Below are 14,885 nucleotides of genomic sequence, written 5' to 3' on the forward strand. Positions count from 1 at the left end.
TCTCCTATCCGATGCGGGTGACGCACAGGGTGGAACCCTGCGCGAGGCGAGTACTGGCAGCGTTGGAGACGGCTTGCGCCCACTGAAGAGTGACGGAGCCTGCCGTTGTCGTCGTGACGATGCCTTCCTCGATGGCGCACGCCTGGTTGGTTGAGGAGTCCCGGTCGCCGTAGGTGCAGGCAGTGCTGAAGTTGTGGACGCCCCAGCGCCCCTGCCCGCCGGACGAGGTGGCCGACAGGACGGTGCCCTGGTCTGCGCCCACCGCGGACCGGTTACCGGTCCAGCCGGCGGGCACCGACCACATCGTCTTGAACCGGCCAGCCGGGCTGCTGCTGACCAGGTCGATCGCGGCGTAGTGCAGCCAGAACTCGACGCGGTAGACGGCGTTCGCATCCAGCAGGCATGTGAGGTCGGGATCGTCGGTGAACGTCGTCGTGCTGCTGCGGTCGGTGTTGGCGGGCTTGTACCGGTAGACCGACATGTAGAGCGGGGTTGCGCTGGTGGCGAGCCGGTTGAGGGCGATTAGGTTGCCGCTGCTCGACTGGCTGACGACGGCGACGTCCCCGATGGTCGGGCTGACGTAGGAGGATAGGCAGCGCCAGACGAGGCCGTCCGCGGTGATCGTGCCGGCCCCCACTGCGGTGACGGTGGCGAGGCGCCAGTCCGCGCCGCGCACTGAGGGGGCCTGTTCGCCGACCCGTTTCGCTTGGCCTTGGAGTGCGGTGGTGAGGGCGGAGCGGATCGCGTGGTCGCTGCTCGTCGTCACGAGTCCTCCTTGGCGGAGATCGTCGCGATGGGAAAGTCGCCGCCTTCGTCGAGCGGGACGGAGAACGAGGCGACCTGGTGGAGTTCACGGCTCTGGTCCTCGTGCATCACGCGCAGCACGTCGCCGGGTTCGAGCGCAGGGTTGGGCAGGCTGGAGAAGTCGCCGGACGCGTTCGGGGCCTTGGACTGGGCGAGCTTGAGGTTCGCGGCCTGCGTGCATGCGGCGAGTGTCATCAGCGTCGACGAGGAGAAGAACATCGGTCTCCGCCCGAAGGGTCCGCCCCAGTACGTCGGGGAGTTCACGTCGGTGTCGGTGGCCAGGTAGGAGACGGGCGGAATGTTGTCGGTCGTGTTCTCGCCGCGCGCCAGGACGCCGTTGAATACGTTGTCCGAGGTCATGGCCCGGTTGCCGGAGATGTAGACGCCACCCTCGGTGGCCTCAACCGCCCACACGGGCGGGGTCGTCAGCAGCTCAGGCAGGGTGGCGATGATGAAGACGCCGTCGGCGTTCGGGTACACCTCGGCGCCAGCCGCCGCCGCGATCTCCTGCGCGCCGGCCCACGGATCCGCTTCGACGTCGAAGGCGCGTGATCCGATGGGGGCGTCGACGATGAGGCCGAGGATGTCCGCGTCGGGGATGCTCCGCTGGATCAGGCTGGATACGGCACCGACGACCGTCCCGGACACAGTGAACGGCAAGGTGAACTTGTCGTCGGCGACGATCGCAGACAGATCCTTGCCGGTCAGGGTGATCGGGCCGTCGTTGATGTCGCCGCCGACCGAGTCCAGCCGGAAAAGCCCGAGTGGCACGAGTTCCTCGGTACCGTCCCCGAAGTACACGCCGCGGGAGATCCGGAGCCGGGCCCCATAGGTGGCGAGCTGGTCAGTCGGCGAGCGCGGGATCAGGGCCGGGTCGGGGCAGGTGACCGAGCAGGTCCGCCGGGTTGCCTGCCCGCGGTCCACGGTCACCGACCCGCCCGTATGGTCGAGGTCGATGACCTGGCCGGTCGTCAGGAACAGTTGGACGCGCGTGGCTACCTGGTGGGACTCGGCGAGCCGGGCCAGGAAGCGGTCGGAGACGGGGTACAAAGCTCACCCCATTCGCCGGTCGAGCAGCAAGTCCTCGCAGGTGGCGTACACGGCGAGAAGGTCCGCACAGGTATCGAATTCGGTCACGACGTCCTGCCAGGTACGGCCCGCCGCGCCGTTCACCGCGGTCGTCACCGGCATGTCCTGCTCAGTGAGAGGCAGCGTCCACGTCCGCCATGGCTCCTGAGCCGGCCCGCCGATCCGGCCCTCGGAGACGCCGGCGACGGACACGTACATGTCGTCGACGCCCATCCCCGGATTGGCCTGCCAAAGCAGCGTGTTGCCGGAGCTGAGGAGGGTGCGGAGCGCGATCCGTTCCTCGTCCGTGCGAGTCCAGACAGCAAGGCTGCCCTCCAGCCCGCCGCGGATACCAGACAGAACAACCGCCCGGCGCCGGCCTCGCACCCGTTGCACGGACTGCTGGATCGGCTGCTCCCAATCCGGGGGCCCCTGCACCACGACGCGCATGTTGCGCTGCGGGTTCCCGGGGTCCTTCAGCCACGTTTCGTTGATGTCGGCGAGCGACAGGACGGCTGGCGCGGAGGTCCGCGAGGAGGGTCCCGCGCTGGGACTCGACCGCATCTCGATGCGGTAGTAGACGCTCACCCCGATGGGCGCCTCGTGGTCCTCGATGACGAGGATGTCCGAGGTGATGGCCTGCTGGTTGACCAGCCCGGATGTTCCCCGGACGAGGGCGCGCGCCCCGTCAGGCGTGATCCGGTAGACGGTGAGGAGCCAGTCGAGCGGCAGTTCGCGCAGGGTCAGTTGGATGTAGCCGCTGTCGTCGACGGCTTGGACGGATGTCAGGGGCAGGACTTGCCACAGGACGACCTGGTCGATGTGGAGAACACTCGACGTCGCCGAGGCGGTGGGGATGAGCTCGATGGCTGCCTGCGTCGCGGTGGCCGGTGCCACGGCGTCGCTGGCCAGCGCGTACCAGGAGCCGCCAGGGATGGCGTACAGGGTGCCGGTGGATGCTCCGAGGTCCGTGTTGGAGGCGTTGTACCAGCGGACCTTGATGGTGATGTTGGTCCACGATCCGGCGCCGACGTGAGCAAGGATCTGTGCCCGGAAGTTCTGTCCGGCCGCGCCGGGTGTAGCGAACTTCGCCGAGCGCAGCGTCGAAGCTGTCGCCGTGGACGAGGCGACGTTGAGGGCGTAGGAGCCTTCGAAGTACGCGTTACCCCATGGGGTCGTCCGCGACAGCACGGCGATACCGGACGCAGTCGTCCACCCTGCGACGCCCTGCTCGAAGCCGGTGTCGGCATACGGCATGACCGAACCGGCCTGCAGCTTCGTAGCTGCAGTGACAACAACGGTCTCCAGGCGGAGCACCTGTCCGGCAGTCGCCGAGTCCACGCCGGCCGCGACAGAGCAGGTCGCCGCGTTCGACGGCGCCGCCAGCGACGCCCGCTGCCGGTACATGCCGGTGCCGGGGGCGGCCAGCGTCGACTTCTGGGCGGCGATCTGCGTGCCGGACCCGTCGTAGAAGCGCAGCTCGATCCACGTCGTCGACCCGGAGGTGGGCGGCTGCAGGTAGGCGTAAGCCAGGTACTCGGTGCCCGGGGTGACTGTCGGCCGGTCGATGGCCAGGGCCGAGGCGTTGCCGTTGGCGACCGCCGTGATCGCCAGGGTGTGCCCGCCGACGTTGTACGCGTCGACCGCCCACGAAACGACGGGGACCTGACGGGAGATGGCCGCGTTGGTGATGGACGCCCAGCCCGCAGCGTCAATCTCCGCAGACTCGGTGTTGAAGTTCAGGAGGTTGCCGACCGTGCGGATCGGTAGCCCGAGGTAGACGTTCTCCCAGTAGTGATTGACCGTGGAGCCGACCTCGGTCGACGAGAGCAGCACCTGCGCCTGCGTTGCTGTCGCAGGTGCTGCCCCCGCCACGCTCACCCGGTGCCAGCCGGATGATGCGGCAGCCGTGGTGAGCGACCAGGTGACGCTCACCTCAGTGCCCGTCGCTGTCAGCCAGCGGATGCCGATGCGTTCGGCGACCACCCCGGCCGTGTCGGAGAACGCCTGGTAGACGGTCCCGGCGACGACCGGATAGGAGGAGACGGTGCGGGCCTGGATCTCACCCGCGGCGACGGACTTGACGACGAGGCAGCCATCCCCGTTCCGGCCGCCCGTCCCCTTGGCGATCGTGCAGTTGAGCTTGGACGTCCACCCGGAGGTGTTCGGGTCGATGGACTCAGTGGTCGAGCTGAGGAGGTTTCCGGGGATCGCCAAGATGGCCTCCTCAGCTCGCGTTGAGTACCTGGATCAGGGCCTGCTGGCCCTCCCGCATGACCGCCGAGGCTTCACCGCGGACCCGGCCGAGGAACTCGCCGGAGTCGAGCCTGAGGTCGCCCTCGAAGCTCATCGGCCCTGACGGTCCGCCGCGTGCCGCCATCGACGTGAGGGCGTTGGCCTGAGCCGTCGTGAACACCGGCTCCGGTCGCCCGGTGCCGTTGTTGACAAGGTTGAGGCCGGGCGGGATGTAGCCGCCAGCGTCGTAGGTGCCGGGCTTGAACCCATACCAGCTGCCGAACAGACGGTCGTTGTAGCCTCGGGCCCGCGAGCCGACGACGACCCCGGCGCCGCCGCGGGATTCCACGTTGGTCTTGGCGATCGTGCCCGCCGTGTGACCCACACCCGCGTTGGTGATGCCGATCTTGAACGGGCTGTTGCCGTGGTAGACCCAGCCGGGCGGCGCCGTCTTCCCCGAGAAAGCTCCAGTCGCCCACCTGCGGTGCGGCTTCTGGCCTCGGATGACGGACTCGATCGCCGACATGAACCCAGAGCAGTCCCAGCTGGGGTTGCCGTTACCGGCCCACTGGTACGGGAGACCAGCCTGCGTCTTCGCCCACTTCAGACCCGCGGCGATCCGCGGGCCACCGATACCGCCGGCGCCCTTGTCGTCGGCCTTCTTGCTGTAGCCGAACAGGGCATCAATGATCTTGTCGGGGATCTTGCGGATCAGCTTGCCGATCCCAGTGTCCATGCCCGGGAACTTGGCCAGCAGCGGGTTGACGACGTTCTTCACGCCCGCCCGCGCTGACGCCTCCAAGGTGTCCGTCAGCCAGGAGGCACCCTTCTTGATGGAGTTCCAGGCGTCCGAGCCGGCACCCTTCAGTGCTGAACCGGCCGACTTGATCCATCCGAAGATGCCGCCGTCCGCGAACCGCTGGACCACGCCACCCGCGGCGTACCGCGAGGACATGTCCGTCGCCATCGGTGCGCTACCGCCGAACGCGGGCGCCAGAGCAGCCTTCACGCCCTGGGCGCCACGGCTGGAGGCGATCGAGTTCAGCGTGTTGATGAACCCGGAGCCGACCGCCCGCGTGAACTCGGGCCGCATGATGGCCTCGCCGCCCGACAGTTCAAGCGCGCCGCCCGTCGGGGAGACGAACCGATGAACGTCCTTGCCGGGCGTGTAGCCAGGCATGATGCCGCCAGAGGCGAAGGAGAACTTGCCCAGCTTCGGCGCGCCGAAGGCCGAGGCGACCTTGTTCCAGACGCCGCGGATGCCGTTGTTGTAGACGACGTCGACGACGTACTGGACGGGGGCTTTCGCGATCCCCTTGATCTTGTCCCAGGCGACCTTGATGGCGTCTTTCGCCACCTTGAACGCGTCGGCGACCTTGCCGACCGCGGACTTCAGCCCGTCGAAGACGGGCTTGATGCCCTTGTCCCAGGCCCACTTCGAGACGAGGACGATCCCATCCCAGGCGGGCTTGAGGGCGTTCTTCCACAGCCAGACGCCCCACTTGCCGACGGTCTTCAGCCCGAGGACGAAGGCGTCGAAGAGCGGCTTGAGGACGTTCTCCCACATGATCTTCGCGCCAGACTTGATGCCGTCCCACGCAGGCTTGATCGCGTTCGACCACAGCCACTTCGCCTTGTCGCCGATCTGCTGGAACGTCGGCTGGAAGACGTTCTTCCACAGCCAGACCGCGACTGTGGCGATGCCCTGGAAGGCGGGCTTGATCGCGTTGTTCCACAGCCACATTCCGGTGGCGGCCAGGATCTTGAACGTTGCGATGATCGGCAGAAGGACGATCACGACCAGCGCCGTGAACAGGATCTTCGCCGCCGCAGCGATGAAGTTGAAAGCGGGCTGGATCGCGTTCGTCCACAGCCACGTCGCCACGCTGGCGACGCCCTTGAAGTAAGCGATGATGAAGCCGATGTACGGCTTGATGATGTACGTCCACAGCCAGACGACGATGTTCCCGATCCACGTGAACACCGGCTTCAGCACCGTGTTCCACAGATACAGGGACGCCGTCTTCAGCCAGTCCCAGACCGCCTGCACCCCGGCCCGGAACCAGCCGAACCGGTTGTAGGCGTAGACCACCGCGGCGATCAGGGCCAGGATGCCGATCACGATCAGCGTGTACGGGTTCGCCGCAGCCGCCGCGTTGAACGCCCACTGGGCGATCGTCCACAGCCGCATCGCCACGACAATCCCGTAGATCAACAGGATGAACCACGGCGCCTTGTCCGCCACGATCGCGATCGCATTGGCGATCCCGCCGAGGATCTGCAGCAGGGGCCCCGACAGGGGCGACAGGGCTTCGCCGACCTGCAGGAAAGCGTTGGCTATCTTGCCGAGGGCGTCACCCAGAAGCGGCGCCTTGTCCGACGCGAAGTTCAGGAACCGCTCGAACTCCGGCGACCCCTTCAGGCCAGCCCCCCAGTCGGCGAACCGCTGGGTGATCTTCTGCATCCGCTTCGAGATGCCGTCCATGTGCGGCAGGAAGGCGTCGACGATCCCGGCCATGCCCTTGATCAGGTTGCCGATCGCGACACCGAGCCCGACGACCGCCGGGACGACATTGCCCTGCAAGTCCTTCTTGAAGCCCTGCCAGAACGGCGACTTCACCGACCGCGACGCCCGATCCTGCAGCTCCGTGATCGCAGTGACCGCACCCCGCACAAACGGCGTCAGCGTCGGCAGCGTGTTCCGCAACGACACCAGCGCCCGCGTGAAGATCGGCATCACGGCGGGCTGGAGCGACTTCGACCAGTCCCCGAACGCCGACCTCAGGCCGACGAAGGCGTTCAGTGTCGCCCGCGCCGCCGGCGTCAGTTTCGCGAGTTCCGCCTGGTATTTGGCCTGCGCGATCGCCGCCTGATCGATGCCGCCCGCCGCGGACAGCGAAGCCGACTGGATCTGGCGCTGCGCCGAGGCGATGGAGTCCGCGCCCGACTGCTGCGCCTGCACAACCCGCTCCTGGGCGCGCGCAATGTTCTCCGCGCCCTGCCGCTGCGCCTCCGAGACGTTCTTCTGCGCCTCAGACAGCTTCGCCTGCGCGTCCGCGATCGACCGCGTGTTCTCGATCTGCGTCTTCGCGACGTCAGCTTGCGCCTTCTTCAACGCGCTGGTCTTGTCGATGACGGCCTGCTGCGCCGAAGCAAGCTGCTCCTGCGCCGACTTGACCGTCGCCGAGCCCTCGACGCCGGCCTTGTTGGCCGCCTTCGTGTCCGCCTGCAACCGCTTGGTCGCCAACTGCTGTTCGTTAAGCCGCTGCACCGCCCGGTCGTAGGCGAGCAGCACCTTCTGCCGGTCGAGATCCGAGGCGTTGGGGTTGTTCATCACCGCATTGCGTGCGGCCGTTGCTTCCTTCAACGCGATCTCGGCGTCACGCTCGCTGAGCTGCGAGTCCTTCAGCTGGTTGTTCAAGTCCTGCAGCTGCCGCGACGCCTCCGCGCGGGCCGCCGTCAGATCCAACTGCGCCTGACGCGACGCCTTCTGCGCCGAAGCGAGATCCTTCTCCGCACGGTCGACCTGCTCGTTGGCCTGCTGCATCCGCTCCGCGGCAGCCGCATACGCGTCCGCGAGACTGACGCGCGCAGACTTGACCTGTGCCGCAGCCTGCGCGTTCGCCTTCGCCGCGGCTCGCGACGCGTCGCTCACGCCACGCTCGGCGTCAGCGATCTGCCGGGCAGCATTGCGCTGCGCAGTCGCCAGCGACTGCTGCGCGCCCGCCATCTGCAGCGCCTTCGACGCGCCCTGCGACGACGCCTGACCGCCCTTGTACGTGGCGTTCGTCGCCGCATCCTGGGCAGCCTTCTGAGCCTGCAGAGCAGACCCGATGCCCTTGAATGCGGGCACCGCAACCAGCGCGATCGAGCCGATACCAGCAGCAGCCGCGACACCAGCCGCAGCGATAGCACCCAGGCCGGCGGCCACCACCGGCAGAGCCGGAATGATCGCCGGGCCAAACGCGATCGCAGCCGTGATCAGCACCTGCATGCCCGACACGGCAGACGTAGTATCGACATCCACCCGGGCCGTCTGACCATCGAGACGGTTCACCGCCGCCTGGAACGCCGCCAGTTGAGCGGCAGCCGCACCGGCATCCACGCGGACGTTGACGTCCGCGTTCTGCGAGGACAGGCGCGCCAGGCGGGCCTGGATCTCCGTGATCCTAGCCAGGGCGCCGCTGGCGTCGATGTCGATTCCGACGCGGGCATCGCGAAGGGACGTCAGCTGCGCCCGCAGGCGAGCGATCTCCACCTCGGCCGGCGTGGTGTCCGCCCCGATGTTGACATTCGGCAGAGACGCCTCAGCCTGAGCCACCGCGGCCCGCAGACGGGTGCCGAGCTGGCCGTCCGTCTCCATACGGATCCGCAGCGGGTCGGCCGACACCTCGTCGATCTGCGCCTGCAGGGCCTGCAGCTGTGCGATCGCCCGCGCCGTGTCCGCGCGCACCGCCACGTTCGGGTGGGCTGCGCCAATACGGCGCAGCCGCTCCTCGATGTCCGCGGCCTGCGCGCGCGCCGTCGCAGCGTCGATGTCGATGCCGACGGTTTTGCCGGACAGCGACTCCAGGCGGGCCCGCAATCGGGCGAGGTCCGCATCGATACCCGTGTCGCCGAGCTTGATGTCAAGCTTCGGCATGCTGCGGAACGCTTCAGTGAGCTTCGCCCGCAGACTCCGCGCGAACGCACCACCCGTGTCCGACCCCTGCCGCGTCGCGGCCGGACGTGCCGCCTTCGCACCTTCGTTGATGCCGTCGCGGATCGCTGGCGCCAGGTGAGTGACCACCTGACGGCCGATGATCTTCCCGATCTCCTCGCCGACCTGCGTAGCCGGCGGCACAAGAGCGGCCTGCAGTCGGCCGAGGATGCCCGACGCGTTCGGCAGAACATCGACCTCGACTGAGCCGACAGAGATAGCGGGCACTGAGGGCCTCCCCTCAGCAGCGCTACGCGGCGCCTCCGTTGAGCAACTCGAACAGGGTGTTGGCCTGCAGATCCGACATCTGCTGTTTCGCCTTGACGGCCCTCGCGCCGGGCCGGCGGATGGGCTCCGGCGCCGTCGGCCGCTGCGACTTCTTCTCGGTGTTGACGCTGAGCAGCACGTACTCCAGGCGGGCAACCCGGTCCGCGATCACGGCCAAGAGGTGGTCGCTCTGCGACCAGCGGCCCTTCTCCGGTTCGCCCTTCTCCGACTGCTCCGCAAGCTCTTCATCCGACAGGCCGTTACGAAGGGCAGTCCACGTCGCCGACTCGGACGGCAGATGCTGGATGAGGACCCGCAGGCGGCGCCATGTCATGGCGCCGCGGTGCACGTCGAGGAGGTCGACACCCTGGTAGTAGCGGAGCAGGTCGGCCTCTACCGCCTCCGGGTGCGCCTCGACGACGGAGCGGGTCCACTGGATTTCCCCAGGCTCTCACCGGCCAGCGCTGCGGCCCCCTGGGAGAACTCCATGAACTCAACGATGGTGGGGTCGAGTTCGAGGTACAGCTCGTAGTCGTCCGGGTGCAGCACCGCCTGGGCGAACCCGTCGAGGTTGCCCTGATTGAGCATGCGCTGCCACGACGACCGCCACGCCGACGGCGGAATGACCTGCACCTCTTCGCCGCACAGGTCGGTAGTGACGTAGTGGCCGTCTGCTTCGATCTCCTGGGCCTCAGCCTCAGTGACGTCCGGCTCGTCGACCTCATCGGGTTCGACGTCGCGACGCGACACCGGAGGGCGGGACGCGGATCGGGCCGCGGTCCGCGGCTTCCTGCTGCTGGCGGTCGACTTGCGGGGTGTGGTGGCCACGGCGCGGGTCTCGCTTTCTGTGATGGCGCGGGCAAGGTGCAGAGGTGGGCGGACCGGGCCCGCGCCAGCATGCCGGTCCGCCCACCCGTTCAGGAGCCCGAGTAGGCGGGCGTCGCGGGGATCTTGTCGACGTGGTAGACCGTGTTGCCGGCCTCGTCCGGGTAGGTGGTGATCGTCCACTCGTAGCCGCTGATCTCGTCCTGCTTGAACGAGACGTCGGAGCGGTCGTTGATCTCCCCCTGCGGGACGTAGAAGCCCTTGAAGGACTCGCCGTCGACGACGAGGAACCAGAACGCGCGCCGGTCCGGGACGGGAGAGGCGGTCTCGGCGAACTTGGTGATGCCGTCCTCGTCCGGCTCCAGGTCCGCCTCGTCCAGCCGGTACTGCAGCGACTGGACTGCGACGCGGCCCGTCTCCCACACCGTCAGCCCGAACGTCCGCACGGACTTCGTGATCTGGGTGCGGAACGGGGAGGTCAGGCCCCACGGCGTGAACTCCTGAGAGTCCTCGTCGAAGCCGTAGGTCAGACCGTCGTCGCTGATGGCGCCCAGCGGCGTCCACGGGGCCATAGGCTGATCGGTCGGCGAGGCGAGAGCCGGCGTGCCCACCGGGCTCACCCAGCCCCCACCCGTCGCCCCGACGAGCGAAAGATCCGAAGATCGAGTGATGTTGACCATGCTGTGTCTCCAGACAGAGAAGAGCCCGCGCACGGGCAGGAACGGGGGTCCGGCGCGGGCCCAGAGGACGGTCAGGAGACCGGGTGGCAGAAAAGCTCGTAGGTCGCTCCGACACGGCGGAGCAAGGTGTTCTCGTAGGGGCGGATCGCAGGTAGAGATAGGCAGCCGGTTCGGCCGATCACCGTCGAATCCGAGGTCGAGCCGCGCAGTTCACGCGTCACCCAGTCGTGCACCTCGCGGGCCAACGCGATCGCGTCAGGCCTGCTCGCTGCGTACACGTTGATATCGACGATCGGACGGGACAGCAGAAGGCCGTCATCGCCGCCGCCCGGGATCTGCTCGATCTGGATCGTCGGTAGCTCACTGAGGAGCCGGTTGTCGAGCTCGTCACGCACGACCGCGTCCGGAAACCGGGCCGTCCCGCGGGTGATGAGCTCCAGCTCGATATCGACGAGGGCGGTCACTGATTTCGCCCGCCGATCTGAGCGGCCCGCAGCAGCACGTGATGCGCGCGGACCTTCTCCGTGCCGTACTCCACCCAGCGGGCGTAGTAGGCCGAGTTCGAGACCGTGGCTACAGCGCGGTCCCGGCGACGCCCGCCACGGGAAGTACTGTCCGTCGACCACGACGCCTTGTAGTGCCCGGCGGTCGAACTGCCCTCGTCGACGGGAGACAAAGCCACGGCGGCGCCCTTGATGACCTTGGCTCGGCGAAGCATTTCCGCTTCCATGCCGGGCATGCGGAGCATCTGCCCGACGCCCTTCTTTTTCATCTTGAACCTGGCAGCCACTGCACCTCCCCTCGATCAGCCGGTGACGCGGTCGGCGGCGAACTGGATGACGCCGCGGGTGCCGGTGAACGGGGAGCGGCCCCAGTCGCCGGGCTCGCCCGTGATGTCGCAGACAATCCCGCGGACCTTCGCCTTGTCCGTCGTCCTCAACGGCAGGCGAGCATGGCTGGGCTGGCTGGACGGCACGTACACGGTCCAGCCGACGATGACGGTGTCCCTGGCCTGCTGCTGATCCCCGCCAACCTGCGGTGTCTCCGCTCGCGGAGTGACCACGCAGCCCACCAGGTCGAAGGACTCGTCCATGCCTGGAAGCGGCTGACCGCGCGGCCCTCGGCCGGGTGACTCGCCCCTGCGCAGGATCCGCACCGTCTCGCCGTAGGGGTACGAGCCGGGCATCAGGGGAACCCCCAGCCCGCCTCGAAGTCCTCCACGAACACGCCGTCGTCGTCGATCGGCCAGGACGCCGACGGATCCGCTGATGCGGGCGTCGGATCGACCGTGAACGCGCCACCCCGGCCGGCCAGGGACTTCAGCGCCGACTTGTCGGCCTTCGTCAGATACAGGCCGCCCGAACCGGACGGACGCTGAACCGACATCGGACCGATCGTCTCGTAAGACACCTGCTGCGGATTCACGTAGGCCCGGCCGGCGACCGAGAGGACGACAGCCTCGGCGCCCTCAGGCAGGGGCGTCACGATCGTCTGGCAGAGCGAAGTCGCCGTCGAAACGAGAAGGTCAGCGCGGTCGCCTTGGATCTCATCGAGACCCAAGTAGAGGCCGAGCTGCTCGGCTGTCGGAGACGTGAAAGCCATGACGCCTCCTATCGGGCCAGGCCCTCCACGGCGGAACACCACGCGGCCAGATCGGCCGCCGGATCAAGCTCGACACTGCGGGCCTTCGCCCGCTTCGACGCCAACCGGTACTCGGCAGAGGTCAGCAACTTCCGCAGCACCGCCTCGTAGCCGGCAACATCCTCGCGATCGACGAAGATGCCCGCCTCGCCCAGTGATTCGCACAGGCCCGGCGTCGGATGTGCAACGACCGGGATGCCACTCGCGAGCGCTTCCACACCGGTGCGACCCCACGACTCGTAGGACGACGGCATGAGCAGCACGCGGGTGCGGGCGTACACCTGCTCCCGCATGTCCTCGCCGCGAACATGCTCGACGATCTCCACGTTCGGCAGGTCCGGGAGGATCTGCTCCCCGTAAGCGCCCTTCACAGCAAGGAACTGCTGATCCGGCATGCGGCGCGCCAAGGCAGCGAGCACCTTGCCACCCTTCTCCGGATTGCAGTTGACCAGCGTGATCGCCTTCCCAGGCTTGGTCGCATACTCGCCGGCGAAGACGGGCGGGCGCACGATCAGCGAAGACTCCGGCCGAACCGACTTCGGGTACTCGGCAAAGAAGAGCTCCGCCTCCCGCTCCATCCACACCGAGTTGTAGACCGCCAGGGCGGTCCCGCCAGCTGCGGCATCCCGGAACGTCGCGCGGTGCGTGTTGTGGCAGACCACCACCAGCGGCTTGCCGTAGCCGCGGGCCAAGGACGCCGCCGACGGCACCGTCTCCAGATGGGCGAGCAGCATGTGCGACCGCTTCACGGCGGTCGGAAAGTCCAGCCGAGACTCCAGCGGAATCACGCGGATCCCGTGGTACTCGTACTCCTTGTGGGCCTTCCCATACCGCGACAGCCACACCTGCACGTCGTGGCCACGTTCCACCAGGGGCCGCAGCATCGACACGAGCATGTGCTCCGCGCCCGCATTGTGCTCCGGCGGCATCGCGTGCACCCGGGCAACGATCGACAGCGGCTTGGCGGTCCCGCCCGGCGCGGACACCGGGACCGCCCTACTCACGAGCCGCTCGGGGTACCGGTGAACTTCACGAACGCGTCGGCGTCGCCCATCACGAAGCCGTAGTACGCCTCCGCGAGGATCAACACCAGGTTCTCCTGGAACGCGCTGTGGACGCCGCCGTCCTCGTCCACGTAGGTCGCCTGGTCGGAGATCCGCACGGTGATGTCCATGCCCACGCCGTAGGCGGCCTGAGTCCAGTCGCCGCCGATCGCGCGCAGACCCGTGTCCGCAGACGCGGACTGCCGGCGCTGCTTGCCCGACACGCTCCGCGAGTAGGCGAGCGGCTCGCCGATCAGGGTGCCCGCCGACGCCATGTTCGTGCCCGGCGTCTGCGTGTCGACCAGGATCGGACGGCCGGTCGTGTCCGTCGCCAGCAGCAGCTTCGGCTTCAGCCGGTGGTCGGCGACCGTGCCCGTGTAGTCGTAGTCCTCGTCGACGACGAGGTCCATGCCCTTGACGAGGTCGGCCCAGATGCCGCCCTGGCCCTGCGCCGTCGTGCCCAGTGCGACGGACTGCGAGGTCATCGCCAGGTACTCGGCGAAGGGACCGGTCGCACCCTTCATCGTCTTGCCGTGGATCGCCGCATGGTCGAAGGCCCGCGCGAACGCCGTCGGCAGGTCGTTCTGCAGCTGGGAGTACAGGCCCGCCGTGTTCGTGCGGGCGACCTCCATCGCGACCGGGATGAGCACGGCGAGCTTCTTCGCCGTCATGTGCTTGACGTCGATGCCGCCGGTCGACAGGGGCTTCTTCTGCCCCTGACCGACCCAGTCGGCGGTCGGCACGTCCATCGGGATCGGCACGGACGTGGTGGCGTCCAAGGCCAGCGGCGCCTGACGTGCGAGCGCCATGACCGCGGACTGCTCCACCGACTTCTCGAAGATCGGAGCGGTGATGGTCCGCGGGAGGAGCTCCTCGGGCAGACCGGAGGTAGTGATCGGGGCCGTAGCCACCATGATTCCTTCTCTCAGCGGCCAGGAAGCCGCGACTTAAGCCATCCGGAGAACTCGTCCTCCGGGCTGGGGGCCTTCGTTCGGTTGGCGCCGGACGCTTGAGTGCGATCCGGTGCAGGACGCCGCGGGCCCTCCGGGGGCTGGCTCTTCGCCCAGTGCGGCTTGCGCTCCAAAAGCGCCTGAAGGTCGGCCTCGATGGCCGCCTCGTCGATGTCGCCGTCAGAGTCGATGTACGAGTCGAGGTCGAGCTCACCGAACGCGTCGGCTGGATCGGCGAACGCCGCCCGACTGTCTGTTGCGGTGCCAGCGAGGGCCTGCACCTGGCTGCGGACCAGCCGCTGCCGGGTCTTGGCGATCTGCTCCTGCGCTGCCGTGAGCTGCTCGGTGAGGCGCTCGGACTCGGACAGGTCCGCTTCCTTGCGCTTCTTGAGTTCGGCCAGCAGCGGCTCCTGCTCCTTGAGTCGCTTGCGGAGGTTCTCGGCCTCGCTGTTCTTCTTGCGCAGCGCCGCTTCGAACTTCTTCCGGTCGAACGGCTTCTCCTCGCCGCCGGCGTCCGCCTCCTGGGCGTCGTCCTGCTGCTCGATACCGTCCTGTTCCGCAGTGGCCGTCTCCTCGACGGTCTCCTCGGTCCCGGACTCCTGCTGCTCGCTGCTCTGCTCGGTCTCTTCGGGCATGACGAATCGGCCCTCCAGGGGCTGTGGAAATGAGAAAG

14 protein-coding genes are annotated in these 14,885 nt (G+C 68.0%); all 14 read right to left on the minus strand.

Annotation, left to right across the window (positions count from 1 at the left end):
• Positions 1-4 precede the first annotated feature (4 nt).
• Positions 5-766, minus strand: a complete 762-nt coding sequence (locus B0675_RS39780; RefSeq protein WP_081224696.1) for a hypothetical protein — start codon at positions 764-766, stop codon at positions 5-7.
• Complete coding sequence (locus B0675_RS39785; protein ID WP_081224697.1) at positions 763-1,854, minus strand: DUF5047 domain-containing protein; 1,092 nt, start codon at positions 1,852-1,854, stop codon at positions 763-765. Before B0675_RS39785 ends, B0675_RS39780 begins: the two co-directional genes overlap by 4 nt.
• 3 nt (positions 1,855-1,857) lie before the next feature.
• Positions 1,858-4,089 (minus strand): hypothetical protein, encoded by a 2,232-nt coding sequence (locus B0675_RS39790; protein WP_081224698.1) that lies wholly within the window; start codon positions 4,087-4,089, stop codon positions 1,858-1,860.
• A 10-nt stretch (positions 4,090-4,099) separates the two neighbouring features.
• Positions 4,100-9,034 carry a hypothetical protein gene (locus B0675_RS39795; RefSeq protein ID WP_081224699.1) on the minus strand — a complete coding sequence of 1,645 codons (4,935 nt, stop codon included), beginning with the start codon at positions 9,032-9,034 and terminating at the stop codon, positions 4,100-4,102.
• 22 nt (positions 9,035-9,056) lie between these two features.
• Positions 9,057-9,407, minus strand: a complete 351-nt coding sequence (locus tag B0675_RS39800) for a hypothetical protein (RefSeq protein WP_081224700.1) — start codon at positions 9,405-9,407, stop codon at positions 9,057-9,059.
• A 59-nt stretch (positions 9,408-9,466) separates the two neighbouring features.
• Positions 9,467-9,901, minus strand: a complete 435-nt coding sequence (locus B0675_RS39805; protein WP_143661178.1) for a hypothetical protein — start codon at positions 9,899-9,901, stop codon at positions 9,467-9,469.
• A gap of 89 nt (positions 9,902-9,990) precedes the next feature.
• Positions 9,991-10,470: a phage tail protein gene (locus B0675_RS39810; protein ID WP_241540210.1), complete on the minus strand. Its 480-nt coding sequence runs from the start codon at positions 10,468-10,470 to the stop codon at positions 9,991-9,993.
• Between the two features lie 179 nt (positions 10,471-10,649).
• Positions 10,650-11,042: a hypothetical protein gene (locus B0675_RS39815; protein ID WP_081224703.1), complete on the minus strand. Its 393-nt coding sequence runs from the start codon at positions 11,040-11,042 to the stop codon at positions 10,650-10,652.
• Positions 11,039-11,368: an HK97 gp10 family phage protein gene (locus B0675_RS39820; RefSeq protein ID WP_081224704.1), complete on the minus strand. Its 330-nt coding sequence runs from the start codon at positions 11,366-11,368 to the stop codon at positions 11,039-11,041. The genes B0675_RS39815 and B0675_RS39820 overlap by 4 nt, the downstream gene beginning before the upstream one ends.
• Positions 11,369-11,383: 15 nt before the next feature.
• A complete protein-coding gene (locus B0675_RS39825) occupies positions 11,384-11,764 on the minus strand; it encodes a hypothetical protein (protein ID WP_081224705.1) in 381 nt (126 codons plus the stop codon).
• Complete coding sequence (locus tag B0675_RS39830) at positions 11,764-12,180, minus strand: hypothetical protein (protein WP_081224706.1); 417 nt, start codon at positions 12,178-12,180, stop codon at positions 11,764-11,766. The genes B0675_RS39825 and B0675_RS39830 overlap by 1 nt, the downstream gene beginning before the upstream one ends.
• An 8-nt stretch (positions 12,181-12,188) precedes the next feature.
• Positions 12,189-13,205 (minus strand): glycosyltransferase family 4 protein, encoded by a 1,017-nt coding sequence (locus B0675_RS39835; protein WP_347111317.1) that lies wholly within the window; start codon positions 13,203-13,205, stop codon positions 12,189-12,191.
• Positions 13,206-13,219: 14 nt separating this feature from the next.
• On the minus strand, positions 13,220-14,176 hold the full coding sequence (locus B0675_RS39840) for a phage major capsid protein (protein ID WP_081224707.1): 957 nt from the start codon (positions 14,174-14,176) through the stop codon (positions 13,220-13,222).
• Between the two features lie 11 nt (positions 14,177-14,187).
• Positions 14,188-14,847, minus strand: coding sequence for a hypothetical protein (locus B0675_RS39845; RefSeq protein ID WP_081224708.1), 660 nt, complete (start codon positions 14,845-14,847; stop codon positions 14,188-14,190).
• Positions 14,848-14,885: the final 38 nt, after the last annotated feature.

The organism is Streptomyces sp. M41(2017), assembly GCF_002078175.1.
Lineage (GTDB): Bacteria > Actinomycetota > Actinomycetes > Streptomycetales > Streptomycetaceae > Streptomyces.

Coding starts and splice junctions, on each gene's coding strand:
- B0675_RS39800 (WP_081224700.1), bottom strand. CDS start 9,407: ATGACATGGCGCCGCCTGCGGGTCCTCATCCAGCATCTGCCGTCCGAG.
- B0675_RS39810 (WP_241540210.1), bottom strand. CDS start 10,470: ATGGCCCCGTGGACGCCGCTGGGCGCCATCAGCGACGACGGTCTGACC.
- B0675_RS39825 (WP_081224705.1), bottom strand. CDS start 11,764: ATGCCCGGCTCGTACCCCTACGGCGAGACGGTGCGGATCCTGCGCAGG.
- B0675_RS39830 (WP_081224706.1), bottom strand. CDS start 12,180: ATGGCTTTCACGTCTCCGACAGCCGAGCAGCTCGGCCTCTACTTGGGT.
- B0675_RS39840 (WP_081224707.1), bottom strand. CDS start 14,176: ATGGTGGCTACGGCCCCGATCACTACCTCCGGTCTGCCCGAGGAGCTC.
- B0675_RS39845 (WP_081224708.1), bottom strand. CDS start 14,847: ATGCCCGAAGAGACCGAGCAGAGCAGCGAGCAGCAGGAGTCCGGGACC.